Raw genomic sequence first — 26,779 nt, forward strand, 5'->3', positions numbered from 1 at the left:
AGCTGCAAATGCGGGCGTTAGGTATAAGTAAAAAAGGGATAGGGAAATATGGCTAGAAGTAACAAACCGATCGTCCGGACTTATAGGGGCAAACAGGCCGTAGCACAGCGGTCGTTTCTGAACGACGCCGAGAAGCAAGAAGCTAAAGGTTACTTTCCAGTTTCCGAGAAATGGGAGCCGGGTTCGTATGGCTGTCTTGGGTTTCTGGTGGCACTTGTACTTTGCTTCGTGCTCATAGGGTTTTTAATATTCATATATATGGTCTTGGTGAAACCACCGGGCACGCTGACCGTTACTTACGAATATCAGCCCGAGCAGCAAAAAATAGTAGTGGAAGAAAAAACGTGTCCCAAATGTGCTGAAAATGTCAAAGCCGCAGCGCTTGTCTGTCGGTTTTGCGGTCATGATTTCGCTCATTAGCAGCAAAGTCGGAAAATTTACCCAACAGTACGCTGCAGTTGACCGCCCAAAGCGCTGCCGCGCTTTGGGTTCTCTCCACAGCCTTCGGCTGCTCCGGCGGCAACTGAGCTTAGGCGTTATAGCTAATCAAATATGAAACTACTAGTACTAACGATGACTCTATTGTTATCAGGCTGTGTTGTTTATCCAATAAACAAAACTCTTCAGCCTGAGGCTGAAATTCTCGTAACAGATGGGGAAGGAAAGCCCATTCAGGATGCTTGGGTGTCTTTAATATCGAGCTCCTACCCTTATGGCCTTGAACAAAGCAGGATGATAGATAAAACCAGCTATAGAGGTGAGGCAAACTTTCCAAAAATTAAGGAGTGGCGTGCTGAATCATTAATGATTCACGGCTCGCAGGTGTTCTTTTGGAATTGGTGCGTCGTAAAAGTAGGCTTTGAAACACACACTACAATGTGGGGTGGCGGTAATGACTTTCAAGCCCAATACGAAGTCATTCTTAATCCAGGGGAAAGCACGCCATGTCCAGAAGAGCCAAATAAAATTGGCCGCAGGCTATAGCAAGCGCATGTTGCCGGACTGGTTTTCCGCTGCGCTCCAAGCCAGCCGAAAATGCGGGCGAAAGCCATCTTGGTTACCCATGTACACGGTGACCACTGCTACGGGGAACGTGAAAAATTAGCCCAACAGGGTTTTCTCGTAGCGCAATGGTGGGGTCAGTTGAAGCAAGGATTTGATATTGAGGTCGCGGGTGATCGATTACTGCCCCTAACCAGTGGATGAAGCCGACCGATACTGCGCTATGCTGCGGCAGCTTAGCGCAGTACGCTATGTGCTTTCGGGGAAAAAATGAAAAAGTATTTACTAATAGCTCTCGCTGCCATGTCGTTGTCAGCCGTTGCTGACGACGAGGAGCTTGATTGCAATAATATAATGAATACGCTTGAGACCAATCGGTGCGCGGCTATCGAGTTAGAGGCCGCCGAGGATGACCTCACCCACTATCTGGAAACGAGCGTTGAACATAACGCGGTTGACCCTGTGTTAGTCGATGCTATCCAGGTGGCTCAAAAGCAGTGGCAGGCGTATACCGCTGCCCATTGCGGCGCTGTCTATACGCAATGGCGCGACGGGACCATTCGAAACGTTATGACGATTTCTTGCAGAACCAGGTTAACGAAACAAAGAACGCATGACATCTGGGAAGACTTCCTAACGTATATGGATAGTACTCCGCCGGTTTTACCGGAACCAGGTGTTGAGTAAAGCCTTGATCATGTACATAACAATCTTTTAAGAGGGATTCAAAGCGCGTGGCATTTTTACTATGCGCTGGTTTATGTGGGCTTGCCGCGGCTGGAAAAGTGAGACCAGGGCGGAGCGCCGAAGCGCTCCGCCTTTCAGGCCTTACTCGCTCAGGCCAACTTTCTCCATAAACGCGCGCGCATGCACATCCACCGCTTTAATAGCGCTGACGATTTGCTTAGGCGTCAGTTCATACGCCAGATTATGGCTTGATTCGCCTTCCTTCAGTGCCGCCTCGGCTACACGATAAAGATCTTCCTCGCTGGCCTGGTCAAGCTTGAGTGCTTTCAAGGTCACCGGCAGGCCTAGCGCGAGGTAGAGATCCAGATACTCTTCCAGCTCCGCCTGGGGCGTTTGGTCGAGAATCAATTGTGCGAGCGTGCCGTACGCCACTTTTTCGCCGTGGGTTAGGTTGTGAATCTCGCCGTGCAGGGCGGTAAAGCCGTTATGGATAGCGTGAGCCGCCGCCAGGCCGCCACTTTCAAAGCCTAAACCGCTGAGCAGGGTGTTGGCTTCGACCACTGCCTCGAACGAGGGCGTGACGATTTGTGCTTGGTTGGCCTGATAGGCCAGCATGGCGTGCTCGAAGAGAATTTCTTCGCACTTCTGGCCGATGGTCGCGCCCAGCAGGGTGGCCTTGCCGCCCGCCATATTGTTGGCGTTGGCGCGAATGGCGGCGCGTGCCTCGACCCAGGTGGCCATCGCATCGGCAATGCCGGAGGCCAAAAAGCGCGGCGGCGCCTTGCAGATAATGCCGGTATCGACCAGTACTAAATCGGGGTTCTTATTGTAGAAGCGATAAGATTCGAACTCGCCATCGTCGCTGTAAATGACCGATAGGGCGCTGGTGGGCGCATCGGTGGAGGCGGTCGTTGGCAGTATGGCACAGGCCGCTTCTAGCTTTTCAGCCACGCCTTTAGCGGTGTCGATGGTTTTGCCGCCACCAAAGCCAATGACGACCTTCGCCTGCTGCTTGCGGCCGAGCTCAACGAGACGATCGATTTCGCGATCAGAAGCCTCACCTTCGAACACAGCGCGCTCGAAACTCACGCCTTCGCTTTCCAGGCTAGCGCTGAGTTCCTTGCCCGCAATTTTCCAGACAACGTCGTCGGCAATAAGCAGCGCCGTTTTCCCGAGTGCCGAGACATAATGGCCGGCGCGTGCGGTTACACCTTCACCCTGAACATAGCGGGCAGGGCTGATAAAGACTTTCTCGTTCGTGGCTTCCATGGCAGATATTTCCTATACATAGAATGAGTTGCATGATCAGTGTAGTCACTTATGCCACTGACGCGCCTGCGGTGATTTGACGCCTGTGCATGTTAACTTAGCTAACTGGCTCAGCGCCTTGGTCCCACGCGTGTGCACAAGCGATTACGAACAACAGAGTATAAACAAGATATGAACATACTGTTTCTGGGAACCTCCGCCGGTGTCCCTACTAAAGCCCGAAACGTCTCCGGCGTCGCTTTGCGAGAGAGTAAAGGGAAGGGCTGGTATCTGATCGATTGTGGCGAAGGCACCCAGCATCAGGTCTTGCACACGAAGCTGTCGTTCCATTCATTGAAAGCTATCTTGATTACTCACGTACACGGCGACCACTGCTACGGGCTACCGGGCATACTGGCGAGTGCGGCCATGGGTGGCCGAAAAGAACCGCTGACCATTGTGGCGCCCGCAGGCATCAAGACGTGGTTGGAGGCTACCTGTGAGGTCACGCAGCTTTGCTTGCCCTTCGCCGTGGAGTTTATCGCCTCGGCTGAGCTGCCCAGCGTTGAGTTTGAGAACATGGCGGTGGCTACGTTCGAGCTTTCGCACAGGGTGCCGTCCTATGCCTATGGGTTTACGGAGAAGAACGTCGACGCTGCTTTGGATATTGAGAAATTAGCGCAAAAGGGGGTTCCGAGAGGGCCGTTGTGGGGGCAGTTGAAGCAAGGGTCTGATATTGAGTTCGAGGGTGAACGGCTTAAAAGCCATGACTACTTAATCTTCAAGAACAAGCCAAGGAAGGTGGTGATCGCCGGTGACAATGACCAGCCTGATTTGTTGGTGAATGCCTGCGAAGATGCCCAGGTGCTGGTGCATGAAGCCACCTACACAGAAGAGATGGCCCAAAAGGCCGGTGATGTCGGGCATAGCTACGCCAAGCTTGTTGCCGCGTTTGCTGAAACGGTACAGCTACCCAACTTAGTGCTGACGCACTTTAGCCCCCGTTACCAGCCCAGCCCCCATGCGTCGCCTTCCATTGAGGACATCCGCAAAGAGGCCCAAAGCGTCTATTCGGGCTCGCTTTACCTAGCGCGGGATTTTGGCGAATACACGCTGGATAAGTCGGGCCAATTTTCTGAAGTGGCGGGCGAATAACCGATTTAATCGCGCCGCCCTTTGAGGAATCGCCGACAGATCAGTTGCGGCAATAGCCTTCACCTGTTGCTACTACCAGGCAGTCTTCTTTTTCCGCTAGCCACTTCATGCCGGTGGCTTCGCCATCCCCCGCGCGGAGCAGCTGTTGTCCGTCATCGCGGCTGAAGCTGATGCCTTCGTCTGTCGCTTGGCCTTCGAACGTTCCGCTTTGCTCGGCATCCAGGCCGTACTGCATCTCAAGTAGATAATGGCCGGGGCCTGCAGGCTCGTCTTTGCTGATTTCCAGAAACAGCCCTTCGACCCCAGTCCAACGGCCGACCCATTGATCGGTTGTAGTATCTGAAGTAGAGGCGCTTGATGCAGGGGGCTCGCTCTCACTGCTGCACCCGCTGATGAGTATCATTGTGCTTAGGGCTAACGCTGTTTTGATCATGGGTAGTGGTACCTGCTGTGGTTGAATGGCCGCCTTAAATTCAATCCTCTACTCGAAGCCCTAGGACGCGAATAAACTCACCAAGGTTATTGGTTACCATAATCATTCTCCGGATATGCCATGGTCTGGGAGGGGAACGAGAGCAATTTAACCAGTCGCTGCTGTGGGGCAGGCTCTTCACTGCTTCGTGACTCCTAGGTTTTGTACGAAAACTGCTTATGCTCGACCATACGGCGTTAAAAATAATCACAAAATACGCATTTACACATGTAAACTGCGTTTTTTCGCTTATTTTTTGCTTTGTCTGGCCTTCGTTCAGCGACTTTTCGTACAAACCCTAAGTTACCGCAAAGCTTAGCGTTTGCCTTGAGCGTTATCCACAGCTCATCATCATGTTTAGAATAATCAGAGACGCTGCGTCTACTGATCTCGATTCAACTGCGAAAAATACCCATGACGCCCTTACTTGATCGCCTGTACTCTTTTCGTCGCTGTCCCTATGCCATGCGTGCCCGTCTCGGCTTATTGTTTGCTGAGTTGCAGGTGGAGCTGCGGGAGATAATATTGAAAAACAAACCGGCCCAGATGCTAGCGATTAGTCCGAAAGGCACTGTGCCTGTTTTACAGCTTTCTGATGGTGCTGTGATCGAGGAAAGCCGAGAAATAATGGTGTGGGCGCTTGAGCAGCAAGATCCGCAAGGGCTGTTAGATGCCAAGGTTTTGACTCAGGCCAATGCTTTGATCGAGCAAAACGATAATGAATTTAAACATTGGCTGGATTGTTATAAATACGCCGATCGTCATCTCGAAATGACCCAGGCGGAGTACCGGCAACGGGGCGAAGCTTTTTTACAGGTGTTAGAGACGTTGCTGACTCAAAAGCCTTATCTTCTGGGGGATAACGCGACCATTGCCGATATTGGCATCATGCCTTTTGTCCGCCAGTTCGCCCATGTGGATCGCGATGTTTTTTACAGCCTACCTTACCCGCACCTACAGCGGTGGTTAGAACACTGGTTGGAGCACGCATTCTTTCTGCAGGCTATGACCAAGTTTCAGCCATGGCAAGAGGGGGATGACGTGATGGTTTTTCCTTCTTAAACAAAGCGCCATCTGTTACTTCGTGTCGGCTTTCTCACTCTTTCTAGCGCGATGCGCGGCCGCTTTCATTCTGTTTCCGCAAGACGCCATGCTGCACCAGCGGCGCCGGTGAGATTTTGTTTGATCGTGGAACAGAAGAACGCAGCCCGAGGCTTCGCACTGTTTAACGAGCTGCAAGTCTGCCTCGGTAAGCAACTTAACCAACGCCCGTGCGACAGGCTGCAACAGGCTCTCGCTTCCCATGCTTCGCTGATAGGTTTTTTTCTGAAATACCGACGCTGTTGACTGCCATTCGATCTTCTCAATGGGGTAACCCCGCTCCAGTACATGATTTACCACGGCGGGGTCCGCGGCTCGGCCCTGCTGGGCAGAGGTAAGAAGGTCCCGCATGTTGTTGCGTAATTCCCTAGCAAGTTGCGCTATCCCCGATGGTGGGCTTTCACGGTATTCGGCCAAAACGCCCGCCTGTTGAAGCCACGCAACGACACTGCTGTCGTCGTCCAGGCATTCTTGGCGCTCGTCTGCTACGCCAAATTGCGTGTTCATAAAGTCGAGGGCGAGATTGCTTGCGATAAACGGTGGCGCAATTTCTGATGGCATGTCTAGTAACCTTTAATTTTCCTGTTGACAGGTTACTATTTTTTTGGATAACCTGCAAAAGGAGTTATTAATGGTTATCTAGGGATTTGTCCATGACATCTGAAAATATGACTAATACGCAGGAAGCACTCACAACCAAGGCTGGGCAGGTTCACTATCGTTTCGAGAAAGTGGGTGATGTCGACATCTTCTATCGTGAAGCGGGTGATCGGGCGGCACCGACAGTGTTGTTGCTGCACGGATTCGCTGCATCCTCGTATATGTGGCGCGATGTGATTGAAGCGCTTGCCCATCGATATCACGTAGTGGCACCGGATTTACCCGCCTTTGGCTTCACTCAATCACCACCAAGGGGGCAGTACGAGTACACCTTTGCCAACCTAACCAAGACGATTGATCAATTTACCGAGCAGTTGAAGATCGATCGCTACGCTATTGCCGTTCACGATTATGGTGCACCTGTGGGCTGGCGGCTGGCGGTGGCTAATCCGTCAAAAATCACTGCCATCATTTCGCAAAACGGCAATGCTTATGAGGAGGGACTTTCAAAAGGGTGGGAGCCTATCCGGACGTATTGGAACGATCCTTCCAAGGCGAATCGTGAAGCCCTTAGCGACTTTCCGACGCCGGCGTCAATAAAATGGCAGTACGTGGAGGGCGTTAGCGATACAAGTGCTGTAGCACCGGATGCCTATACGCTAGAAGGTGCTCAGATATCCCAGCCGGGGATGGCGGATATTCAGCTCGACTTATTGTTGGACTACGCCACCAATGTTGCGAAGTATCCTGAGTTTCAGGCCTACTTCCGCGAGTATCAGCCGCCCTTGCTCGCGGTATGGGGAAAGCATGATCCCTTCTTTCTACCGCCGGGAGCCAAAGCCTGGAAGCGAGATATTCCTCAGGCGGACATTCACTTTTACGACACGGGGCATTTTGCCTTGGAAACCCATGGCGATGTCATTATCCCGGTGATTTGTGCGTTTTTAGATGATCATCTGCAAGTATTATCAGGTGACAAGTGATCGCTGTTCCCCACTGGGCGGCAATGGCAATGGCAATGGCAATGGCGGCGCTGCCCGCGCGAAGCCGCCGGAACGTTATTTTCCTAGAACTAAAACAATGAGATAGAGTCCTATCAGCAGCTCAATTAGTGCGCATGCTGATACGCTGATTGAGATTATGTTGCCTTGCGTATAATCATTGTTAGCGTCTTTTATATATAGAGAAAAATATGTTCCCTATCCGAACTGCTGCATTCGCTTTGATCATTTTACTTGCTGGCTGTAACCAATCGACTCCCAACCAGCAAGTCTCCGCACCGACAGAAGGTGCTCAAGCTGGGGCTGAATCCTCTTCGCCAGCCGACGCCAACGATCTCTATTCACCACTTCTTAAACCCAAGGGAAAGGTCACGCTGAGTAGTTGTCGAATGGGCGGCTGCGCTTGGAATAAATGGCTTTACGTTAAGTCCATTAGCACTTCAGAGACAGAGCAAACACTAGAAGTGACGCTGCTTAGCGGTGACTCAAGGCTTAAGGACGGAGAGGATTCCCCCACGTCACCCGATGGCGTCGCGATCAATTGGAACGTAGAACCCGAGGTTATCAACGTGACGTGCTCACACACGGCACCGTCAGTTTCTGGGGAAGCATTAACCTTAAATTCCGAAAGCGCCGTGCCCGGTGCCATGGAAAGCGCCGCTGAGCTGTATTTTGCGGCATGCCACTCCAACGTCGACGGTTATTCGAGTGGCATAGAGACTTTTTCCTACGATGTGAAATAGGCAGGCATTGATGGCTGCGCTTTTAATCTTCCTCCATGCGATTTAGCGCATTTTGAACGGGTTCAGCCCGTTGGCTTGCTGCATCATCATGCGCTTGGCCAGCGGGAAGCGCTCGGCAATCTGCAGGCTTAAATCACCTAGTTGGCGCAGGGGCTTGGCACCGGTAAACAGGTGGTGAAAGCTGTCGGTCGCGGCGATCATGGCTTGATTAGCCACGCGGCGCTGGCACTCAAAGCGGAGCAGGTTGATCGGGTCGCCAGCGTCGCGGCCTTTGATGATGATCTCGGCTAGCGTATCGGCGTCGTGCAGGCCGATGTTTAAACCTTGCCCCGCCAGCGGATGCACCACGTGCGCCGCATCGCCAATCAGCGCTAAGCGTGTGCCGATATAGCGCTGCGCGTGCTGGCGCTTAATGGGAAAGCTTGCCCGTGCCACGATGCGAGTAATGCCGCCTAGCCGTTTGGGAAAGGCCGTTTCAATCGCCGTTTTTAGCGCGTCATTGTCTAACTGTTCGCGGGCTTTGGTGGTTTCGTCTCTGTCGTACCACACCAACGAGGCGCGCTGGCCGGGCAAGGGCAGCATCGCGAGCGGGCCGGTGGGGGTGAAAACCTGCCAGCTAACGTCTTGCTGGGGCAGCTCGGTTTCTACGTTAATAATCATCGCGCGCTGATGATAGTCGTAGCTTGTCACGCTAATGCCCGCCAGCGCACGCAGCGTAGAATTCGCACCGTCAGCACCGACAATTAAGCGCGCACTGAGGGTTGTGCCGTTATCTAGCTCCAGCGTGCGAGCATTGCTGGCCGTTCCTGTGCTAATCGGCGCGCAGTGGGTGTAGCAGCTAACGCTAGGCAGCTGTTCCAGCCGCTGCCATAGCGCGTACTGCAGCGTTTGGTTTTCGATAAAGATGCCGAAGTCGTCCATGCCGCTATCTTCAGCGGAAAACAGCGAATGGCCGGTGCCATCCTGATTGGCGACATCAATATGGCGAAAAGGGCAGCTGCGCTCTTGCGGCAGGGCGGTGCCGCTTGCCTTGATAAAGGCCAGCGAGCGCGCATTGAGTGATGAGATGCGCAGGTCATAATCGCCGCTGGGCTCGATAGGCGCATCGCCTTGCTCCACCAGCCCAACGTTCAGCCCCGTATGGCCTAAGCGTGCTGCTAATGCCGCGCCCACCATGCCGCCACCGACAATAACGACATCATGGTTTTGTTGATCGGACTCTTGCATCAGACGCTCCTTAAAATGAGGTGCCTTTGCTCGTTGCGCGGACATTGGTTGTCGTACAGTATCGTTTACTTATATCAATATTGCCTAGGTGATCCTTTGACGCAGGCCGCAGAAAAAGTAACCAGCGTTGCTCAGATGGGTGAGGCGCTGGCAGCGTTTATACAGCAGCACCCCAAACTGTGGGTGATTACCGGTGCAGGCGTGAGTACCGACAGCGGCATTCCGGACTATCGCGATGCGCAGGGGCAGTGGAAGCGCCCGCCGCCGGTACAGCACAGCGACTTTATGACGTTTCACGGCGTGCGTCAGCGCTATTGGGCACGCGCGCTGATTGGGTTCAGGGCTATGCGTGAAGCGCAAACCAGCGGTGCGCACCGGGCGTTAGCCGCGCTGGAAGCGCAAGGGTACATCCAGCAGCTGGTGACGCAAAACGTTGACCGCCTGCATCAGCGCGCAGGCTCGCGCCGCGTGATCGACTTGCATGGCCGTGCGGACATGGTGAAGTGCATGGCGTGTGATTATCAAATGATGCGCCACGCGATGCATGCTGAAATGGCGCGCATGAATCCAACGTTTGCCAATTTGCAGGCGGGTCACGCACCGGATGGCGACGCTGATTTAGAAACCGACTTCAGCGCCTTTCGTGTTTTCGACTGCCCGCGCTGTCGCGGCATCTTAAAGCCTGACGTGGTGTTTTATGGCGATGTGGTGCCCGCCGAACGGCGGCTGGCAGCGCAGGTGGCCATGGCCAAGGCGGATGCCGTACTGGCCGTGGGCACCTCGTTGATGGTGTTTTCCGGCTACCGCTTCTGCCGTGCCGCCCATGAACGAGGCATGCCGCTGGCGTCGCTGTCACTGGGCGTCACCCGTGCCGATGCGCTGTTAACGCATCAGTGGCGTGCGCCGCTAACGCCGGTGCTTGAACAGGCGGTTCGTTGTTTGCAGCCCACTTTGTCAGCGGGTGCGCGCTAGCGCGCTTTAGACACCCACGGGTTGTCTTCCAACCAGAAACGCCACGGGGCATCGCGGTGCTCGGGCTTGGCGTAGTCAATGCCCACGCGTGGGCCGCTAGCAACGGGCTCGTGATGCGACGCGGCGCTAATCCAGAGCTGATCGCGCTGGGTCATATCATGGCCATACAGCGCTTTATTAATGCTGAGCGCGCGCGTGAGCTTGCCAGGGCCATTGCTCAACTGTTTACCGGTTGCCTGGCGGATAGCGCGCATGGCGTCCTCGTTAGCGGTGGGTTCCACGGCGCGAATCAATACCGCGCAGGGCGAATCTTCCGGCTCCGTCACTACGTTCAGTAGCCAGTGCATGCCGTAAACGAGATACACATAGGCGTGCCCCGGCGGCCCGAACATCGCTTCCGTGCGCGGTGACCGGCGGCGATGGGCGTGGCAGGCAGAGTCTTCAGCCCCACAATAGGCCTCGGTTTCAACAATCCTCGCGGCCATCTGTTCGCCGTTAATCTCACGCACCAGCCAGCAGCCGAGCAGGTCTCTTGCGACCTCTAGCGTGTCGCGGTTATAAAAATCACTGGGTAGGGGCGTTAGCGTACTGTTTTCAGTATTCGGCATGGTGGGCCATTGTTTTAACATCGTCATCTCGGCGTTTATTTGACGAGTGTTAGGGTATTCGCTAACCACAGCCAATAGAAGCGGAGTGAACCGTGCGCTCATTTGAGCATCGCGATGCCACCTTGCCCGAACCCCTCTGGATTAGAAGCCTGCAGAACCCGTACTAGTGCAGGCCGTGCGTTTTTTAAAGGGCGTTTTAACCGGCGACAGGCGCACCGTTAGCCGCAGCACTGTTAACGTGAATGGCATAGACACTGGTGGTCGCGGTGATCAGCAGTTCGTTGCCGCGTTGCCCACCAAAGGTCAGGTTTGAAACGGTTTCAGGCACCAGTATCTTGCCCAGCAATACGCCATTGGGATCAAAGCAATGCACGCCGTCGGCCGCCGACGTCCACACATTGTCGTGACAATCGACCCGGAAGCCGTCCGGTAGGCCTTGATCAAGCGTGGCAAAGTCGCGTCCGTTTTCCAGGCTATTGTCAGCACAAACATCGTAAACGCGGATAACAGCGGGCACCGTTTCGTCATGGCTACTACCCGACTCGGCAATATACAAGCGTTTCTCATCGCAGGAAAAAGCCAGGCCATTTGGCTGGGTAAAATCATCGCTAACCGATGACAGCTGCCCTGTCTCGGGATCAAGGCGAAAAACATAGCGGTGGCATTGTTGCGGTGTTGCCTTGTAGCCCTCGTAATTGGACAAAATGCCGTATGTGGGATCGGTAAACCAGATGCTGCCATCCGACTTGACCACAACATCATTGGGCGAGTTGAGACGTTGGCCGTCGAACCGATCTACCAATGTCGTGATCCTGCCGTCATGTTCGGTTCGGGTAACCGAGCGTGTTCCGTGCTGGCAACTGATTAGGCGACCTTCACCATCTTGGCTATTGCCATTGCAAAAATTGGAGTTGTCCCGAAACACATTGACGGTTCCATCGCACATCCAGCGATAGATTTTTTGTTTAGGGATGTCGGAGAATAGCAGGCACTGATGGGCCGCAAACCACACCGGACCCTCGGTCCATAGATGGCCAGTAGAAAGCCGCCGCAAGTGGACATTCGCTAAAATAAGATCACGAAAACGCTCATCGATAATGTCATAGGGTCCGTTCATATCCGATAGCCTTTTTTGTTAGCCAGTACCACCACCGAGACAATAATGACCCCGGTCAGGATCAGCCTTGCGCCGGCGCCCAGACCATAAGAATTAAGCATCGACACCATCAGGAACATAAACAGGGCAGCCGCCCAGATGCCGGGAACATTAGAATTACCTCCTGCAATGGAGGAGCCGCCGATTACCACCACGGCAATTGACATCAGTAAGTATTCCGTCCCCATATTCAGGTTGGCACCGCCTGAGAAGCTCGCCAGCATGAAGCCCGTAAGGCCTGCCAGACCAGCACAGCCGACATACACGCTAAAACGTACGGCATTGACCGGCACACCACTCAGTCGTGCGGCCCGGCTGTTTTGGCCAGTGGCCGATATCCAGCGTCCTGCAATCGCTTTTTCCAGAACGATCCAGGCCACAATGGAAACCAAAAGCGCGACCAGAGCAATATTGGGAATACCGAAGGTGCCCCCGGTTGCGAAATCGGCAAGCAGCGGGGGTGGTTTGATGCGCAGCCCGCGGTTTGACCAGATCGCCAGTGACTGAAACAGGAATGATGAAGATAAAGTGGCAATAATGGGCGGAATACGCAGCAGCATAATTAACAAAAAGTTAAATAAACCGCAGGCCAGTCCGACCCCCAGCGCAATTAAGAGCCCTGGCAGAATAAGAGCGCCATCCGTTGCCATGAATTTCAGTGCCAGGGTACCGGCAAGCGTCATGGAGGCAGGAATGGAAAGGTCTACATTACCCGGCCCCAGGGTAACCACAAACATCTGCCCGACCCCGACGATCACCGCAAAGGAGGCGAAGGTGAATGCCGCATAAAGCAATGCCCCGGCACCGCCACTCGAAACCACTAGCAAGGTGGCAAGATACGTCGCCAAAGCGGCCAGCCAGGCCCATATCCATGGCTTGCGAGACAGCGTGCTCAACACAACTGACAGCCCGCTTTTTGAGTGTGGTTGTGGGGTGTTTTTGGCCAATATTTTCATGCCAGTGCCTCCCGCCGGGTAAACACAAGACGCAAGGCAAGAACGGCGATCAGGATGGCCCCTTGCGCGCCGATCTGCCAGTCGGATGAAAGGTGCAGGAAGGACAGAAAACTGGCCGCCAGTGTCAGCGTCAGCGCGCCAATCACCGCACCGATAGGCGAGACTCGCCCGCCGGTAAATTCACCGCCGCCCAAGATCACCCCGGCAATCGATAACAGGGTATAGCGCAAGGCAATATTGGCATCGGCGGAGGTCGCTAAACCGACCAGCGCCATCCCTGCCAGCACACCGAACAGCCCGGCAATCCCATAGGCAACGGCTTTAAGCCCCAGTATAGACCAGCCTGAACGTTCGATGGCCTGTTCATTGCCACCCACCCCACGCAGTAACACGCCCAAAGAAGAGCGTTTAACCACGTAATGCATGCCTAGCCCCATCACCACAGGAGCAATAATCGCTACCGGCACAAACGGCGTTTTGGCGGTCATCATCGCGCGAAGCCACTCCGGCGCCGATCCGCCTGGGGAGGGAAGTACCAACACCGCCATGCCGGCCCAGAAAAAGGACATGCCCAACGTTACGACAATCGCAGGCAAGCCGCGGGCATGTATGATCGCGCCCATCCCGGCATAAACCAGGATGGCCGCCGATAAGATGGCATAGCCGATCAGCGGGTCGCTTTGCACGAAGGTTGCCGTCACGCAGGCGCAGAAACTGACAAAGGTACCAATCGACAAATCAATATCGTTGACCATCAGAATCATCATCTGGGCAATGGTTGCCAAGGCGACAGGCACCGCCAGATTAAACAGCAGATTCAGCCCGAAATAGCTCATGGTGCGCGGCTGCATATAAAAGACAGCGGCCAATAGAACTGACAGCGACATGACCGGCAATAAAATTCGTAGATAATCGCGATTCATTGGACCGCCTCCTGCATATCAAAAGAGGCGCGCAGCATGTTCTCTTCGCTGATCTCATCGCCGCTCAGTTCGGCGGCAACTTCTCCGTCGCGGAAAACAAACACGCGGTCACATTGCAGAATTTCGTCGGTTTCGGTCGAATACCATAGGAAGGTGCGGCCTTTGGCGACTTCCTCGCGGATCATCCGGTAGACTTCTTTTTTGGTACCCACATCCACGCCTCGCATGGGGTCGTCCATGACCACAATGGGGGCTGATGATGCCAAGGCTCGCGAGAACAGCACTTTTTGCTGATTACCCCCGGACAGCGACAAAATTGAGTCGTGAAGATTATCTGTTTTTATGGCAATTTTGCGGTGCCATTCTTGTGCCAGTTTTGCCTCCGCATTACGGTCGACCAGAAAGCTTCGGCTGCATTCGACCAGTGTTTGCAAACTCAGATTCCGCATGATCGACCAGAGGGGCATCACGCCATCCCGACTGCGGTCACCGGCGACAAATACGACCTGGGGGTTGCGTGTTGTCCGCCAATCCGAAGACCGTTCAAGAAAACAATGCGCTAATGCCTCTGCCTGACCATGCCCGGCCAATCCGGCTAACCCGACCACCTCACCCTGGCGTGCATGCAGGCCGTTTTCCATTCTCAGTACTTCCTCCCCAAATGCTGTGTGCTGTTGGATCTCTTCCGCATCTACAGCATCGGCAACTACGTGGCCCATCGCATCAACAAGACTGTCACGGGTAAAGTGGCTGGCGTCGTCATTAGCTAGAACGCAGCCGTCTTTCATCACCACAATACGGGTGGCGACGTTAAAAATTTCACCCAGCATATGGGAGATAAAGATGATTGACCCACCTTCGGCACAAAACTGCTTGATATAGTTAAGTAACTGGTCAGCAATTGCGCCATCAAGAGAGGAGGTGGGTTCATCAAGAATGACTAAGCGCGCATCAATATCGCGCTGGGAAAACGCGATGGCAATTTCGACCATCTGGCGTTCTGCAATGGGCAGGTCGCCAACCAGACGATAGGGGTCTATGCCATTGCCGGGAAAAATTGTATCCAGTGCCTTGCGGATAGCCAAAACGGCTTTGCTGCGCCAGCTTTGCAGAGGCATGTTCCGGTACGGAATACGCAGATTTTCCAGCACCGTCAGGTTGGGACAAAGCGACAGTTCCTGAAATACGCTGCGTATGCCGGCATTTCTCGCCCGCTGGGCATTGCTCAGATCTGTCGTGGCCGCTTGGTCGTTATAGCGGACATCCCCCTGTGTCGGAGACAAACGGCCATTAATCACATTGACCAGGGTGGATTTGCCTGCACCATTATGGCCAACCACCCCGAGACATTCGCCGGGCAGGATGGTCAATTTGACATCGCTGAGGGCCTTTACCACTCCAAAAGAAACGCTGACATCGCCAAGCGAAATGATCGGCACCTTCTCGGTGCCGATCAATATGTGGTTAGCATGCATGGTTGAATCGCCCTAGTTCGCCGATGAGATTAGGTTTTTTGCATCGTCCAGGGTGTATTCTTGATTCGCGACAGAGCCTTCGGGCGTTTCATTGAGTACTTCTTCTAGGTTGTCCTGATCAACGCGTAAGAAGGGGACGGTCAGGTCCTTAGCAACGTCCTGGCCATCAAGTATTTGTTGAGCCACCCAGAAGGCCAGCGAACTAACCCCCGGGGCAATCGACAAAGAGATGGTTTCATAACCGCTGTCGGCCTTTTGTTCCGCCCACCATTGCAGTTCGTCTTGGCGGTTGCCCATAATGATGGTCGGAATAGGGCGATCTGTAGCTTGGAAAGCTTGCGCAGTACCATAGCCGTCTCCCCCTTGGGTAACGACCGCTGTAATGTCGGGCAAGCTGGGTAGAATCCCCGCAACGGCTTTCTGCGCTACATCCTGGGCCCAGTCACCATGCACGGAACCGACGACCTCAAACTCGGTGTTAGCAACTTCTTCGTGAATCCCGGCACTGATTTCGTCGTCGACAAAAACGCCGGCCAGGCCACGGATTTCAAGCAGGTTGCCGCCGTCAGGGTAGCGACCTTCCAGGTATTTGACCTGGTCACGCCCCATTTGCTGGAAATCAACGGCAATGCGCCATGCGCAAGGTTCGGTGACGATGCCATCGAAAGACACCACAATAATACCGGCATCGCAGGCTGTCTTAATCGCGCCGTTAACAGCCGTCGGCGATGCTGCATTGACCACAATGGCGTCATAGCCCTGCAGAATCATGTTTTGAATCTGTGCAGCTTGTTCCGTTGCCTGATTTTCTGATGTGGTAAAGGCGTCAGCTGCGGCGATAGTCCCCTTCTCGACTTCCTCCTCAGCGACTTCCTCCCAACTTTCCAGCATGGCCTGACGCCAGGAATTCCCTGCATAGTTGTTTGAAAGGGCGATGCGTTTGTCTGCAGTGTCGGCTAGGGCACTCCCGGACATTCCCATCACTACGCCAGCCACAACGCTGAAAAGTATGGGTCTTAATGGAATGTTAGGGTGAAGACCGTGTTGGCGAGCAATAGTGTTGTAACGATTGGCTTTGACGTTCATTTTATTCTCCTTGACGCGGCTAGGCAGTCCGTAGTCCACGTCGTAGTTTGTTTTATTTGTTATAAACTTGAGTGTCGGCAACCCTGCTAAAAGCGTAAAGAGTATTTGCCGTACTAATATTGCGGGTTCGCGCAGTTGTTTTGCGGGTTCACGCAAGGTCGTTAGCGGCTTCGCAAATGGGTGCTCCTAGGAGGTAGTCTTCATGTCAGATCTTGCCCATTACTTGCGCATCGCCAATCTGCTGGCAGGCAACCTCGATATTGATTCAGCGCTGCGTTCCGTTAAAGCGGAAATTGCCAACATCATCGAATTTGATCATCTTGATGTGTGCCTAACGGATACAGACAGCCGCTGGAATACGACCTACGAGGTTGGGCTACAGACCACCTGGGGCACCTCTCGGTCACTTGTGGCGCTGTCTCCCGTTCGTGACATTCTTTTGGGCAAAGCCGACTATCTTCTTACCGGAAATGCCCAAAAAGATCCACGTTATATGTTTCCCGGTGCCGTCAGCGCACCGATCCTTGATAATGAATTCCGCAGTCGCGTCAATGTTGCGATGAAAGTATTGGGCAAAGTCGTTGGATCATTGAACTGTTCTTCTAAACAACAGAATCTATACACCCAGCAGCATGTTGAACAGGTGCGCAGCCTGGCCGATATACTGGCCCCGTATTTCTATGCATTGCGCGCCAATGAGAAAGCGAATAGGGAAGCCGTTTTTCGTGCTGAACTTTTGGCAAGAGAAGAAGGGCTTCGTCTTGGCGCATTGAATCTAACGGATACGCTGGAAGCTGAACGGCAGCGGATCGGCATGGATTTGCACGATCAGACTCTGGCGGACCTGACCCGAATTGCTCGCGATATTCGCCCTGGTATGACAGAAGGCCAACATTATCGCTTACATCAACAAATACAAAATACGATACAGGATTTACGCGATATCATTGATATCTCTATTCCTTCAATCCTTGAGCTGTTTGGTTTTCGTCACGCGGTTATTACGCATTTAGAGCGCGCCGTTAGCCGCGAGAGTTCTGTTTTTTTCACTGTCGAAGACTTGACCGAAAGCGCTGTTGATGGGCTACCTGAAGTCACCCGTATTGCCGTTTTCAGGATCTGTCAGGAGGCTATTAATAATGCCGTCCAGCATTCGGGTGCCGCGCATATTTTCGTCACTATCTACCATGATGACGATAGCTATTTAACTATCCGAATTGCCGATAACGGCTATTTTCAGCTGTGCGAGTCCAGGCCGTGCAGCGGTCTAGCGCATATGAAAACACGTGCTCATCTTATCGGAGCAAAATACGACATCGCCACTGAGAGTGGTACGCAGATCACTATCAGGTTGTCAGAAGCCTCTGTCATTGCCCAAAGAGCGAATCATGAAAATACTGTTGGTTGAAGACGATAAAATGCACGCTGACTTCTTGCGTGAAATCGTTGAGGGCGCCCTCCCAGAATTTGAGCAAATTCTGATGGCGCAGGATGGTAAAGAAGCGGAAGCTTTGACTCAGCGCCACAATATTTCAGCCATCGTTATGGATTTGCGCATGAAGGAGCATAACGGTATCGAAGCGGCGAGAGCGATTTGGTCCAGGCGGCCTGACGCCCGCATTCTTTTCTGGTCGAATTACTCCGATGAAGCCTATTTACGTGGCATTGCCCATATCGTTCCCGATCAAGCAGCCTATGGCTATGTACTCAAAACAGCCTCACAAGAAAGAATGCGTGTGGCACTGCGTGCCGTCTTGATTGAAGCGCAGATCGTGGTTGATCTTGAAGTTCACCAGCTACAAAACCAGCAGATCCGTTCACGCAGTACCCTAAGCGAGTATGAATACCTCATTCTGTTGGATGTCGCGCTGGGTCTACCAGACAAAGCCATTGCAACACGGCGCAATCTTTCACTGCGCACTGTGCAGAACAGATTGTTAGGCGTTTATGACAAGCTCGATGTCGCGGCCCTTGATCAGAATGATTTCGGCATTTTATTTAACAAACGTGCGCGTGCGGTTTCTAACGCCATTAATCGAAAAATTATTAACCGCGAGGGCTTAGAAGCAGCGGAGAAGGAGCTGCGGTCATGGTTTAGCAACGCATCAAAAAACGCTGACTGACTGGAGAGCGGGCCCTTCTTCGGCGTTTACTTGACTATAATGCTAGGGTATTAGCAAACCACAGCCAATAGAAGCGGAGTTAATCGTGCTGTCATTTGAACATCGCTATGCCACCTTGCCGGACCCCTTGTGGGTTGAAAGCCAGGCAACGCCCGTGGCTCATCCTGAACTGATTGCTTTTAATGCTTCACTTGCCCATGTGCTGGGCGCAAACGACGTGCCTGACGTCGCAACGCTCGCCCAGTGGTTCAGCGGCAATCAGCCCATGCCAGGTGCTAAACCGGGCGCGTTAGGCTATGCGGGCCATCAGTTCGGCAACTTTGTGCCACAGCTAGGTGATGGCCGTGCGCTGCTGCTGGGAGAAGTAGTTGATCAGAACGGCGTACGCCGTGATGTACAGCTAAAAGGCAGCGGCCGCACGCCTTTTTCCCGCGGTGGCGACGGCCGTTCACCGTTGGGGCCGGTGCTGCGTGAGTATCTGGTCAGCGAGTTTATGGCGGCGATGGGCATTCCGACGACCCGTGCGTTAGCCGCGGTCGCCAGTGGCGAGCGAGTGGCGCGCCAGATGTCTGAACCCGGGGCGATATTTACCCGCGTGGCGAGCAGCCATATTCGCGTGGGTACGTTTCAATTTGCCGCCGCGCGCCAAGATGAAGCGCTAGTAAAAGCGCTGGCAGATCATGTCATTGCCCGCCACTATCCGGATGCCGCCAATGCGGCAGATCCGTATCTAGCGCTATTAGAGGCGGTGGTCGCCCGCCAAGCGCTGCTGATTGCGCGCTGGATGAGCGTCGGCTTTATTCACGGCGTGATGAATACCGATAACTGCAGCATTGCCGGTGAAACCATCGACTACGGCCCCTGTGCGTTTATGGAGCAGTTTGACCCGCAAAAAGTGTATAGCTCTATCGACCAAGGCCGCCGCTATGCGTTTGCCAACCAGCCCGCCATTGCTCAGTGGAACCTGGCTCGCTTTGCTGAAACGCTGCTGCCGCTGATGAATGAGCAGGGCGAAGCGGCGGTAGAGCAGGCCACTGCCGCACTTCGCCATTTTGATACGCTATTTCGTGAAGAGCAGCGCCGCTTGCATGCTGACAAACTGGGCCTCTCACCAGAAAGCGAGCAGGCAGTGCCGCTGATGGAAGGCCTTGAAAGCCATATGCATCAAGGGCGAATGGATATGACCGCGACCTTTGATGCGCTTACTCGTTACGCTGGCTCGCTGAGTGATGAAAACCGTGAGGCGCTGCTGGCGCTAACGACTCAGCCTAACGAGCTAGCCGTTTGGCTAGAGACATGGCAGGCCGAGCAGAACGCCAGTCAGGATAGCCAGCGCCTTGCCGCGATGCGGCGTGCCAACCCAGTCATTATTCCCCGCAACCATCGGGTTCAGGAAGTCATCGATGCCGCTTACGACGGTGACTTTGCGCCTTTCCACACTCTGTTAGCGGTCGTTACTCAGCCGTTTGATGAGTCGGTTGAAGCCCGCCGTTTAGCGGCGCCTGCCACAGACAACGAGCAGGTTCTGAGAACATTTTGCGGCACCTGAGTCGGCGTTTTATCACTGTCGCCTTCGTCTGAGATCACCCGGGTGCATGCTTCGGTCCGTGATCAGCGCGGGGCTGCCAACGTGACGCTGGTTCAATGCAATTCCGATGTGGCTATCTCATTGGCGTGCTCAGCCTAGATTTGCGCGGCGCGGTGATCGTTCCGGTCCTGACGCGCGACGCTCTGGCCGAAATTCATCAAGCCCGCATCATGCTGGAAGGCCGCGCCGCATTTGTGGCGGCAATCCACCGCAAAGCCAAGGATGTCGATGATGTGGATGCGCTGCGGAGCCATCCTGTCACATCTCCATGACGGTGGGGCACCATTCAGCGACGTCAATCCCCACGTGAAACTGATCGAGGCCGTTCGCGCCAACGACCCCGACATGGCCCGCCAGGCGACGTAAGAAGATATCACCCGCGGCGGCAAGACGCTGTAAAAGTGGGCCAATTGACCTGCGATCCCGGTGGCCTTGCTAAACCCAGCCCCACTATTGACGTCATGCCACAATTATTCGAGACTGATTTCACATTGGCTCGCGTTACCGAGGCGCAGCAGTTTTTTGGGAAACTTCCATGCAACGAAAAAACCTAGCCGCCGCGTTGATGTCATGCAGCGCATTACTACCTATAGCGCTTCATGCTCAGACCAGCTCAACCGAAGATAGCCCTGCCGACGTGATTATTTCGGATGGTTTTGTGTACGACGGCACAGGAGCGCCTTGGATCAGGACGGACATCGCAATCGAGGGCGACCGGATCGTCGCCTTAGGCGATCTGGACGAGATGGAGGCCGGAAGACGCATTGACGCGACTGGGCTTTACATCTCTCCAGGGTTCATCGACGTCCACAACCATGCCGGCGTCGGACTGGCGACGCCGGAGCTGTCGCACGGACAGCCGCTTCTCGCGCAGGGCCTCACGACGGTCATGGTCAATCCTGATGGTGGCGGCGCAGTAGATCTTGCCGAGCAGCGTGAGACTTTTCTGAGCAATGGCATCGGCCTCAACATCGGCATGACCACTTCCCACGGATCCATTCGCAAGGAAGTGATGGGTGAGGAAGATCGCCATTCCACCCCCGAAGAGCTTGACCAGATGCGCGACCTCGTCAGAGCTGGCATGGAGAACGGCGCCTTTGGCATGTCGAGTGGTCTGTTCTACTCACCCGGCTCCTTTGCTGATATTTCAGAGGTTGTGGAGCTGGGAAAGGTCGTTGGGGAGTATGGTGGGTTATACACGAGCCATATTCGGGATGAGAGTGATTACTCGATCGGCCTCATCGCTGCGGTGGAGGAAGTCATCGAGGTCGCGCGCGAGGCCGCGATCCCGGGCATCGTGACGCATGTCAAGGCACTCGGTCCGCGCGTGTGGGGCTTTTCGGAAGCTGTCATCCAGCGCATTGAAGGGGCGCGGGCGGAGGGCGTGGAGATGTGGGTGGACCAGTATCCGTATGATGCGTCTGCACCGGGCCTGTCATCGGCTTTGATCCCCCGATCGGCTATGGTGGGCGGAAGCGAGGCGATGTTGGAGCGGCTGGCGGACGAAACACAACTGACGGAAATTCGGCCACAGATCGTTGAAAATTTGAAGCGCCGCGGCGGTGCCGATCGCATCCAGATCAGAACTTTCGACCCTGATGCGACCTACGAGGGCATGCGTCTGAGCGAAATTGCAGAGGAACGCGGGCTCGATGCTGTCGAGACCACGATCCAAATGCTGGATGAGGCTGGCGGAGATGTCGGTATCGTTTCCTTCAACATGCTCGACAAGGACATCTCCAACTTCATGCAGCAACCTTGGCGCATGACAGCGTCGGACGGCGATCTCGTCCCCATGGGAGAAGGCGCTCCCCATCCGAGGAGCTACGGCACATTCACCCGGATGCTCGCGAAGTATGCGCGGGATGAGAGTGTGGTTCCCGTATCGAAAGCTATTCATTCGATGACTGGGCTACCAGCAACCGTCTACCGTATCAAAGACCGTGGGCTGATTCGCGAAGGCATGATCGCAGACATAAATGTCTTTGATCTCGATGGATTGAATGAGGTCGCGACATTCACCGATCCTCATCACCTATCCGAGGGCGTCGTTTACCTGTTTGTTAACGGCGAGCTGGCGATTGATGATGGAGCGTTCACAGATATTCTGAACGGGCGTGTATTGGATAGAAATGGCTCAGATCACATGCGACCAAATTAAAGGGTTTAATAGGGTAACCGTCTGGTCGGCGCTGCCACGGCTACGTAGCGCCAGCCGCCGGCTTCGCCGCAGCCGCAAGTCGACAATCTGCCGGAACGTGATCTCAGGATTGCGGAACAGCAGAGCCGCGTTGCGCGGCATCAGCGCAACACCCATTCCAGCGCGTATCATGCAAAGCTAGCCGATGGTTGAATGTGCACGCAGCCGTGGGCGAAGGAAGTCTTCGGGCAGCAAACCGCTTTGCATTCAGCCCGATCAGGCACTTGGCCGGAATATCGGCCAAGTAGTGTTGCACATCCTATGCCGCTGATGGATGATCCGCGCGGCAGGCCATCCCGACCATGTCCTGCATGACTTCGCGCTGGCGCAGATCCGGCGAATGCTGTGCACGACCTGCAATTGCGATATCCAGCCGCCCGTCTGACACCATCAAGGCCAACTCCTCGGCAATATCGTTGTGCAGCATGCAGTCGATCCCCGCATGATCGCGCCCCAGTGGGATGATGGACGGCGGTCGAGTGCTGCGGTCAAACAGCGGTGCGCCGATCTGCGCCTCAAGCTGGCGGATCACCCCGGACAGGGCCGAGGGCACGACGCCAAGACTGGCCGCCGCGGCGCCGGCGGTGAAGCAATTATCGCCGCGCTCTCGCTCTTTCAGCTTTACACCGCAGGGGTGCAGCCTATGGGGCTGTTTTTCCAACGGCCCATTCATCTTGGCTTTGTCCTGGTTCTGTGTTTCCTGATTTATCCCGTCTTCGGTCGCGAACGGGCCGCTAGGGTGGATCATCGACAGCTCCTTGATCGTGATGGGGATCGTGACCATCATAGTCGTGCTAGAGTCGGCGCTTCTTGTGATAAGCTGTGTTTTTTTACAGTTAAAAGGGTAGCCGGTGCGCAAAATTATTCACTGCGACTGTGACTGCTTTTATGCAGCGGTGGAAATGCGCGATAACCCCGCGCTGCGGGACATTCCGATTGCCATTGGCGGCAGCGTTGAGCAGCGCGGCGTGGTCGCTACCTGCAATTACCCGGCCCGTAAGTTTGGCATTCACTCGGCCATGCCGATGGGGCAGGCGCTTAAGCGCTGCCCGCATTTGACCGTAATTCGCGGCGACATGGCCAAATATAAAGAGGTTGCCCGGCAAGTCTTCGCGATTTATCGCGACGTCACCGAGCTGATTGAGCCGCTCTCACTGGATGAAGCCTTTTTGGATGTCTCAGACATCACCTTGCATCACGGTAGCGCTACGCTGATGGCTGAAGCAATCCGCGAGCGGGTAAGCCGCGAAGTCGGTATTACGGTCTCGGCGGGGGTGGCGCCCAATAAGTTTCTGGCTAAAATCGCCAGCGACTGGAACAAACCCAACGGGCTATGTGTGATCACGCCAGATGAAGTTGATAGCTTTGTGCAGCAGCTGCCGGTCAAGAAAATCCACGGCGTTGGCCCCCGCACGGCAGAAAAGCTAGCCGGGCTTGATATTCACACCTGTACCGATTTACGCACGCGCTCGCTGACCGAACTTGTCGAACATTTTGGCCGCTTTGGCCGGCGCCTGCATGAACTAAGCTGGGGGCGTGATGAGCGGCCGGTGAAAACGCACCGCGAGCGTAAATCGGTCAGTACCGAGCAGACCTACGCACAAGACTTGCCTAATCTCGATGCTTGCCGCCGCGAGCTGCCCACGTTGATCGAAGATTTAGAACGCCGCTATGCACGCCTTGACCCACCGCTGGCGGTGCGAGGGCTGATCGTTAAAGTAAAGTTTAGCGACTTCACCCAAACTACCGTCGAACACGCTGACCCCGCGCCTAATCTTGACCAGTTTGAAACCCTGCTGAAGGTTGGCTGGGCCCGCGGTGAACGCCCGGTACGGCTACTGGGCGTGGGGTACCGGCTGGCGGAAAGCAGTCAGGAGCATCAACTGCCGCTATTTTAATTAGCACGTTAACACTTAGGTGGATTGACGCTCTGTAAGGGGCAGGATAAAACAGACGTATGATAGATGGCCTAGCCATCGCTGACTTACTCTTATCGACGAGCCACGCCATGCCTGCTGAGACGACTTCACGCCCGCGTTTAGTGTTTGCCCATGCCAATGGTTTTCCAGGGCTAAGTTATCGCAGCCTGCTGGACCCGCTGGCAGAAACGTTTGATCTTCACCCTGTAGACCGTCTGGGCCACCATCCGGATTACCCCGTTAATCATAACTGGGGCAACCTAGTGGATGAGCTGCTTAGCTACCTGCCACAAGACGATACGCCGCTGCTGGGCGTGGGCCATTCTTTGGGCGGCACCTTGATGGCGATGGCCGCCGATAAACAGCCTGAGCGCTTTTGCGGTGTGATCATGCTCGACCCGCCGCTGATGCTGGGAACGGATGCCTGGGCCATGAAAGCCGCCAAGCGCTTCGGGTTTATTGATCGCGTCACGCCTGCCGGTAAAACCCTGGGGCGGCGTACCGCGTGGCCCAGCCGCGAGATAATGGCCAGCTCGCTCGGTCGCCGTGGCCTGTTTCGCCGCTTTACCTCGGAAGCGCTCAACGACTACATTGAAGCAGGGACGCGCTTGTTAGACGACGGCAGCGCGGAGCTGACGTTTAACCCGGAGATTGAAGTGGAGATTTTTCGCCATCTGCCCGATCACCTTTCGCGCCTGCCTAAGCGTTTAGGCGTGCCGGTAGAGCTAGTGGCGGGCAAAGAATCGCACTTGCTGACGGCTGCACGTATAAAGCGTTTAAAGCGCAAGGGCCTAACGATCAGCGAGGTCCCGGGGACGCATATGTTCCCAATGGAGCACCCGGATGAAACCCGTGCCGCCATTCTGGCTGCCTGGCAGCGTTTATCTCGCGCCGGGAAAAATTCACATACTATGTAAAGAACCATGTAAGGAGACGTTATGTATCTTTCCGTACAGCTTAGCTATTACCCGCTGGCCGATGATTTTAAGCCGGTAGTAAAAGAGGTCGTCAAACGCTTGGAAGCGACCGGATTAGAAGTGCACCCGAACCGCATGAGCACCCAGGTATTTGGGGAGTTTGATGCCGTGATGACGGCGTTGGGTGAGGTGATGAAGTGGTCGTTTGAGACTCACGGTAAAGCGGTATTTACGGCGAATTTTATTGAAGGCGATCGCCGGCCGCGTTAAAAAATAAATGCCGCCCGATTTGGGCGGCATTTGCTTGTACGCTAATAGCGCTTAGGTCAGCGACTCCAAGCAGGACTCAATAATATCCAGCCCTTCATTCAGCACGTCGTCTTGAATAGTGACGGGCATCAAGAAGCGGATGGTGTTGCCGTACATGCCGCAGGAAAGCAGGATTAATCCCTCTTCGCGGGCTTTCTTACAAAGCGCCGCGGCCAGTTCGGCGTTAGGCGCCCGGTCTGTTTTATTCGATACCAGTTCGAACGCCGCCATGGAGCCCATGTTGCGCACGTGGTCGATGCATTCGAACTTGCCTGCCCACTCGGTGAAGCGTTTCGAAAGCTTCTCGCCAAGGGCTTGGCTCTTCTCAAGAATGTTCTCTTCCTCAAATACTTCCATCACCGCCAGCGCGGCTGCGCAGGCGGTGGGGCTGCCGGTGTAAGTGCCGCCCAGGGAGTTAGGGCCAGAGGCATCCATCACTTTATCGGTACCCACGATGGCAGAGATCGGCATGCCGTCGGCCATACTTTTGGCCATGGTCATGATGTCCGGCTCAACGCCGCTGTGTTCAATGGCAAACATCTTGCCGGTGCGGCCAAAGCCCGACTGTACTTCATCGATGATCATTAGAATGCCGTGCTCATCGCAGATTTCACGAATCTTGGTCAGAAAGCTGGTGGATGCTGGGTAGAAACCGCCTTCACCGAGTACCGGCTCAAGCACAATTGCCGCGGTGTCTTTGGGATTAGCGTCCGTTTTTAGCGTCATCTTCAGGCCGCGAATGGCTTCGTCTTCGCTAACGCCGTGGTAAGGCACTGGATAAGGCGCGCGGAAAACGGTGCCCGGCATTGGGCCAAAGTCGCTTTGATAGGGCGCTACCTTGCCGTTCATCGCCATCGTGAAGAAGGTGCGGCCATGGTAGCCGCCGTCAAAGCAGATCACGTTGGAACGACCGGTCGCGGCGCGCGCGATTTTAACGGCATTTTCCAGCGCTTCGGCACCGGAGTTAGCCAGCATGACTTTGGCATGGCCACGTACCGGAACAAGATGGCTAAGCTTTTCGGCGACTTTTACGTAGCCTTCATAAGGCATAACCGTCTGGCAAGTGTGCATTAGCTTATCAAGCTGGGCTTTAACTGCGGCGACCACTTTAGGATGGCGGTGGCCGACGTTGAGCACGCCAATGCCGCCCGCAAAGTCGATAAAGCGGTTGCCGTCAGCGTCCCAAATTTCAGCGTTTTCAGCACGGTCGGCAAAGGCCGTCGCTGGGCTTGCGGCGCCTGCGGCGACGTATTTATGTTTCAGCTCGTTCAATTCGGCATTGCTGCTCATATAACTTACTTCCTGTTGATG

Annotated in this window: 28 protein-coding genes; 15 read left to right on the forward strand and 13 right to left on the reverse strand. The window is 54.6% G+C overall.

Annotated elements, in window-relative coordinates:
- The first annotated feature begins 48 nt into the window (after window positions 1-48).
- From KUO20_RS02730 to KUO20_RS02740, 3 genes are all read left to right on the forward strand, one after another.
- Window positions 49-420 (forward strand): zinc ribbon domain-containing protein, encoded by a 372-nt coding sequence (locus tag KUO20_RS02730; RefSeq protein WP_235041383.1) that lies wholly within the window; start codon window positions 49-51, stop codon window positions 418-420.
- Between the two features lie 132 nt (window positions 421-552).
- Window positions 553-984 (forward strand): hypothetical protein, encoded by a 432-nt coding sequence (locus KUO20_RS02735; protein ID WP_235041384.1) that lies wholly within the window; start codon window positions 553-555, stop codon window positions 982-984.
- Window positions 985-1,272: 288 nt separating this feature from the next.
- Window positions 1,273-1,689: a lysozyme inhibitor LprI family protein gene (locus KUO20_RS02740; RefSeq protein WP_235041385.1), complete on the forward strand. Its 417-nt coding sequence runs from the start codon at window positions 1,273-1,275 to the stop codon at window positions 1,687-1,689.
- 141 nt (window positions 1,690-1,830) lie between these two features.
- Here the strand turns inward: KUO20_RS02740 and KUO20_RS02745 are convergent, their stop codons facing one another.
- Entirely contained in the window at window positions 1,831-2,958 is a 1,128-nt protein-coding gene (locus KUO20_RS02745; protein WP_235041386.1) for a glycerol dehydrogenase, read from the reverse strand.
- 171 nt (window positions 2,959-3,129) lie between these two features.
- On the opposite strand from KUO20_RS02745, the gene KUO20_RS02750 reads away from it, so the two are divergent.
- Window positions 3,130-4,092, forward strand: a complete 963-nt coding sequence (locus tag KUO20_RS02750; protein WP_235041387.1) for a ribonuclease Z — start codon at window positions 3,130-3,132, stop codon at window positions 4,090-4,092.
- 40 nt (window positions 4,093-4,132) lie between these two features.
- On the opposite strand, the gene KUO20_RS02755 is transcribed toward KUO20_RS02750, so the two are convergent.
- On the reverse strand, window positions 4,133-4,525 hold the full coding sequence (locus KUO20_RS02755) for a hypothetical protein (protein ID WP_235041388.1): 393 nt from the start codon (window positions 4,523-4,525) through the stop codon (window positions 4,133-4,135).
- Window positions 4,526-4,978: 453 nt separating this feature from the next.
- Between KUO20_RS02755 and KUO20_RS02760 the strand changes: the two genes are divergently transcribed.
- Window positions 4,979-5,626 carry a glutathione S-transferase gene (locus tag KUO20_RS02760; RefSeq protein ID WP_235041389.1) on the forward strand — a complete coding sequence of 216 codons (648 nt, stop codon included), beginning with the start codon at window positions 4,979-4,981 and terminating at the stop codon, window positions 5,624-5,626.
- Window positions 5,627-5,641: 15 nt separating this feature from the next.
- Here KUO20_RS02760 and KUO20_RS02765 read toward each other — a convergent pair whose 3' ends face one another.
- On the reverse strand, window positions 5,642-6,226 hold the full coding sequence (locus KUO20_RS02765; RefSeq protein WP_235041390.1) for a CGNR zinc finger domain-containing protein: 585 nt from the start codon (window positions 6,224-6,226) through the stop codon (window positions 5,642-5,644).
- A 92-nt stretch (window positions 6,227-6,318) separates the two neighbouring features.
- Here KUO20_RS02765 and KUO20_RS02770 point away from each other — a divergent pair, with 92 nt between their 5' ends.
- Window positions 6,319-7,248: an alpha/beta fold hydrolase gene (locus KUO20_RS02770; RefSeq protein ID WP_235041391.1), complete on the forward strand. Its 930-nt coding sequence runs from the start codon at window positions 6,319-6,321 to the stop codon at window positions 7,246-7,248.
- 209 nt (window positions 7,249-7,457) lie between these two features.
- Complete coding sequence (locus tag KUO20_RS02775; RefSeq protein WP_235041392.1) at window positions 7,458-8,009, forward strand: hypothetical protein; 552 nt, start codon at window positions 7,458-7,460, stop codon at window positions 8,007-8,009.
- Window positions 8,010-8,051: 42 nt separating this feature from the next.
- Here KUO20_RS02775 and KUO20_RS02780 read toward each other — a convergent pair whose 3' ends face one another.
- Entirely contained in the window at window positions 8,052-9,236 is a 1,185-nt protein-coding gene (locus KUO20_RS02780; RefSeq protein WP_235041393.1) for an FAD-dependent monooxygenase, read from the reverse strand.
- Between the two features lie 96 nt (window positions 9,237-9,332).
- On the opposite strand from KUO20_RS02780, the gene KUO20_RS02785 reads away from it, so the two are divergent.
- Window positions 9,333-10,208 carry an NAD-dependent protein deacetylase gene (locus tag KUO20_RS02785; protein WP_235041394.1) on the forward strand — a complete coding sequence of 292 codons (876 nt, stop codon included), beginning with the start codon at window positions 9,333-9,335 and terminating at the stop codon, window positions 10,206-10,208.
- Here the strand turns inward: KUO20_RS02785 and KUO20_RS02790 are convergent.
- From KUO20_RS02790 to KUO20_RS02815, 6 genes are all read right to left on the reverse strand, one after another.
- Complete coding sequence (locus tag KUO20_RS02790) at window positions 10,205-10,837, reverse strand: DNA-3-methyladenine glycosylase (protein ID WP_235041395.1); 633 nt, start codon at window positions 10,835-10,837, stop codon at window positions 10,205-10,207. The genes KUO20_RS02785 and KUO20_RS02790 overlap by 4 nt on opposite strands.
- A gap of 175 nt (window positions 10,838-11,012) precedes the next feature.
- The gene (locus KUO20_RS02795) at window positions 11,013-11,933 is read right to left on the reverse strand and encodes an SMP-30/gluconolactonase/LRE family protein (protein WP_235041396.1); all 921 of its coding nucleotides are present in this window, start codon (window positions 11,931-11,933) and stop codon (window positions 11,013-11,015) included.
- A complete protein-coding gene (locus tag KUO20_RS02800) occupies window positions 11,930-12,928 on the reverse strand; it encodes an ABC transporter permease (protein WP_235041397.1) in 999 nt (332 codons plus the stop codon). The genes KUO20_RS02795 and KUO20_RS02800 overlap by 4 nt, the downstream gene beginning before the upstream one ends.
- On the reverse strand, window positions 12,925-13,851 hold the full coding sequence (locus KUO20_RS02805; RefSeq protein ID WP_235041398.1) for an ABC transporter permease: 927 nt from the start codon (window positions 13,849-13,851) through the stop codon (window positions 12,925-12,927). The genes KUO20_RS02800 and KUO20_RS02805 overlap by 4 nt, the downstream gene beginning before the upstream one ends.
- Window positions 13,848-15,326 carry a sugar ABC transporter ATP-binding protein gene (locus KUO20_RS02810; protein WP_235041399.1) on the reverse strand — a complete coding sequence of 493 codons (1,479 nt, stop codon included), beginning with the start codon at window positions 15,324-15,326 and terminating at the stop codon, window positions 13,848-13,850. Before KUO20_RS02810 ends, KUO20_RS02805 begins: the two co-directional genes overlap by 4 nt.
- Before the next feature lie 12 nt (window positions 15,327-15,338).
- Complete coding sequence (locus KUO20_RS02815) at window positions 15,339-16,412, reverse strand: ABC transporter substrate-binding protein (RefSeq protein ID WP_235041400.1); 1,074 nt, start codon at window positions 16,410-16,412, stop codon at window positions 15,339-15,341.
- Between the two features lie 202 nt (window positions 16,413-16,614).
- Here KUO20_RS02815 and KUO20_RS02820 point away from each other — a divergent pair, with 202 nt between their 5' ends.
- The 3 genes from KUO20_RS02820 (at window position 16,615) to KUO20_RS02830 (ending at window position 20,084) form a co-directional block, all read left to right on the forward strand.
- Complete coding sequence (locus KUO20_RS02820; RefSeq protein ID WP_235041401.1) at window positions 16,615-17,820, forward strand: GAF domain-containing sensor histidine kinase; 1,206 nt, start codon at window positions 16,615-16,617, stop codon at window positions 17,818-17,820.
- Window positions 17,801-18,535 (forward strand): response regulator transcription factor, encoded by a 735-nt coding sequence (locus KUO20_RS02825; RefSeq protein WP_235041402.1) that lies wholly within the window; start codon window positions 17,801-17,803, stop codon window positions 18,533-18,535. The genes KUO20_RS02820 and KUO20_RS02825 overlap by 20 nt, the downstream gene beginning before the upstream one ends.
- An 85-nt stretch (window positions 18,536-18,620) precedes the next feature.
- Window positions 18,621-20,084 carry a protein adenylyltransferase SelO gene (locus KUO20_RS02830; protein ID WP_235041403.1) on the forward strand — a complete coding sequence of 488 codons (1,464 nt, stop codon included), beginning with the start codon at window positions 18,621-18,623 and terminating at the stop codon, window positions 20,082-20,084.
- 134 nt (window positions 20,085-20,218) lie between these two features.
- On the opposite strand, the gene KUO20_RS02835 is transcribed toward KUO20_RS02830, so the two are convergent.
- Entirely contained in the window at window positions 20,219-20,377 is a 159-nt protein-coding gene (locus tag KUO20_RS02835) for a hypothetical protein (protein ID WP_235041404.1), read from the reverse strand.
- Between the two features lie 281 nt (window positions 20,378-20,658).
- Between KUO20_RS02835 and KUO20_RS02840 the strand changes: the two genes are divergently transcribed.
- Window positions 20,659-22,284, forward strand: a complete 1,626-nt coding sequence (locus KUO20_RS02840) for an N-acyl-D-amino-acid deacylase family protein (RefSeq protein WP_235041405.1) — start codon at window positions 20,659-20,661, stop codon at window positions 22,282-22,284.
- Window positions 22,285-22,582: 298 nt separating this feature from the next.
- Here the strand turns inward: KUO20_RS02840 and KUO20_RS02845 are convergent, their stop codons facing one another.
- Window positions 22,583-23,110: a LysR family transcriptional regulator gene (locus KUO20_RS02845; protein WP_235041406.1), complete on the reverse strand. Its 528-nt coding sequence runs from the start codon at window positions 23,108-23,110 to the stop codon at window positions 22,583-22,585.
- 64 nt (window positions 23,111-23,174) lie between these two features.
- Between KUO20_RS02845 and dinB the strand changes: the two genes are divergently transcribed.
- From dinB to KUO20_RS02860, 3 genes are all read left to right on the forward strand, one after another.
- On the forward strand, window positions 23,175-24,221 hold the full coding sequence (gene dinB, locus KUO20_RS02850) for a DNA polymerase IV (protein WP_235041407.1): 1,047 nt from the start codon (window positions 23,175-23,177) through the stop codon (window positions 24,219-24,221).
- Window positions 24,222-24,331: 110 nt separating this feature from the next.
- A complete protein-coding gene (locus KUO20_RS02855; protein WP_235042403.1) occupies window positions 24,332-25,159 on the forward strand; it encodes an alpha/beta fold hydrolase in 828 nt (275 codons plus the stop codon).
- 21 nt (window positions 25,160-25,180) lie between these two features.
- Complete coding sequence (locus KUO20_RS02860) at window positions 25,181-25,429, forward strand: YkoF family thiamine/hydroxymethylpyrimidine-binding protein (protein WP_235041408.1); 249 nt, start codon at window positions 25,181-25,183, stop codon at window positions 25,427-25,429.
- A 51-nt stretch (window positions 25,430-25,480) separates the two neighbouring features.
- Here KUO20_RS02860 and gabT read toward each other — a convergent pair whose 3' ends face one another.
- A complete protein-coding gene (gene gabT, locus KUO20_RS02865; RefSeq protein WP_235041409.1) occupies window positions 25,481-26,758 on the reverse strand; it encodes a 4-aminobutyrate--2-oxoglutarate transaminase in 1,278 nt (425 codons plus the stop codon).
- Window positions 26,759-26,779 lie beyond the last annotated feature (21 nt).

It is taken from the genome of Vreelandella profundi, assembly GCF_019722725.1.
Classification (GTDB): Bacteria; Pseudomonadota; Gammaproteobacteria; order Pseudomonadales; family Halomonadaceae; genus Vreelandella; species Vreelandella profundi.

Coding starts and splice junctions, on each gene's coding strand:
- KUO20_RS02730 (WP_235041383.1), top strand. CDS start 49: ATGGCTAGAAGTAACAAACCGATCGTCCGGACTTATAGGGGCAAACAG.
- KUO20_RS02735 (WP_235041384.1), top strand. CDS start 553: ATGAAACTACTAGTACTAACGATGACTCTATTGTTATCAGGCTGTGTT.
- KUO20_RS02740 (WP_235041385.1), top strand. CDS start 1,273: ATGAAAAAGTATTTACTAATAGCTCTCGCTGCCATGTCGTTGTCAGCC.
- KUO20_RS02745 (WP_235041386.1), bottom strand. CDS start 2,958: ATGGAAGCCACGAACGAGAAAGTCTTTATCAGCCCTGCCCGCTATGTT.
- KUO20_RS02750 (WP_235041387.1), top strand. CDS start 3,130: ATGAACATACTGTTTCTGGGAACCTCCGCCGGTGTCCCTACTAAAGCC.
- KUO20_RS02755 (WP_235041388.1), bottom strand. CDS start 4,525: ATGATCAAAACAGCGTTAGCCCTAAGCACAATGATACTCATCAGCGGG.
- KUO20_RS02760 (WP_235041389.1), top strand. CDS start 4,979: ATGACGCCCTTACTTGATCGCCTGTACTCTTTTCGTCGCTGTCCCTAT.
- KUO20_RS02765 (WP_235041390.1), bottom strand. CDS start 6,226: ATGCCATCAGAAATTGCGCCACCGTTTATCGCAAGCAATCTCGCCCTC.
- KUO20_RS02770 (WP_235041391.1), top strand. CDS start 6,319: ATGACATCTGAAAATATGACTAATACGCAGGAAGCACTCACAACCAAG.
- KUO20_RS02775 (WP_235041392.1), top strand. CDS start 7,458: ATGTTCCCTATCCGAACTGCTGCATTCGCTTTGATCATTTTACTTGCT.
- KUO20_RS02780 (WP_235041393.1), bottom strand. CDS start 9,236: ATGCAAGAGTCCGATCAACAAAACCATGATGTCGTTATTGTCGGTGGC.
- KUO20_RS02790 (WP_235041395.1), bottom strand. CDS start 10,837: ATGTTAAAACAATGGCCCACCATGCCGAATACTGAAAACAGTACGCTA.
- KUO20_RS02795 (WP_235041396.1), bottom strand. CDS start 11,933: ATGAACGGACCCTATGACATTATCGATGAGCGTTTTCGTGATCTTATT.
- KUO20_RS02800 (WP_235041397.1), bottom strand. CDS start 12,928: ATGAAAATATTGGCCAAAAACACCCCACAACCACACTCAAAAAGCGGG.
- KUO20_RS02805 (WP_235041398.1), bottom strand. CDS start 13,851: ATGAATCGCGATTATCTACGAATTTTATTGCCGGTCATGTCGCTGTCA.
- KUO20_RS02810 (WP_235041399.1), bottom strand. CDS start 15,326: ATGCATGCTAACCACATATTGATCGGCACCGAGAAGGTGCCGATCATT.
- KUO20_RS02815 (WP_235041400.1), bottom strand. CDS start 16,412: ATGAACGTCAAAGCCAATCGTTACAACACTATTGCTCGCCAACACGGT.
- KUO20_RS02820 (WP_235041401.1), top strand. CDS start 16,615: ATGTCAGATCTTGCCCATTACTTGCGCATCGCCAATCTGCTGGCAGGC.
- KUO20_RS02825 (WP_235041402.1), top strand. CDS start 17,801: ATGAAAATACTGTTGGTTGAAGACGATAAAATGCACGCTGACTTCTTG.
- KUO20_RS02835 (WP_235041404.1), bottom strand. CDS start 20,377: ATGGCTCCGCAGCGCATCCACATCATCGACATCCTTGGCTTTGCGGTG.
- KUO20_RS02840 (WP_235041405.1), top strand. CDS start 20,659: ATGCAACGAAAAAACCTAGCCGCCGCGTTGATGTCATGCAGCGCATTA.
- KUO20_RS02845 (WP_235041406.1), bottom strand. CDS start 23,110: ATGATGGTCACGATCCCCATCACGATCAAGGAGCTGTCGATGATCCAC.
- KUO20_RS02855 (WP_235042403.1), top strand. CDS start 24,332: ATGCCTGCTGAGACGACTTCACGCCCGCGTTTAGTGTTTGCCCATGCC.
- KUO20_RS02860 (WP_235041408.1), top strand. CDS start 25,181: ATGTATCTTTCCGTACAGCTTAGCTATTACCCGCTGGCCGATGATTTT.
- gabT (WP_235041409.1), bottom strand. CDS start 26,758: ATGAGCAGCAATGCCGAATTGAACGAGCTGAAACATAAATACGTCGCC.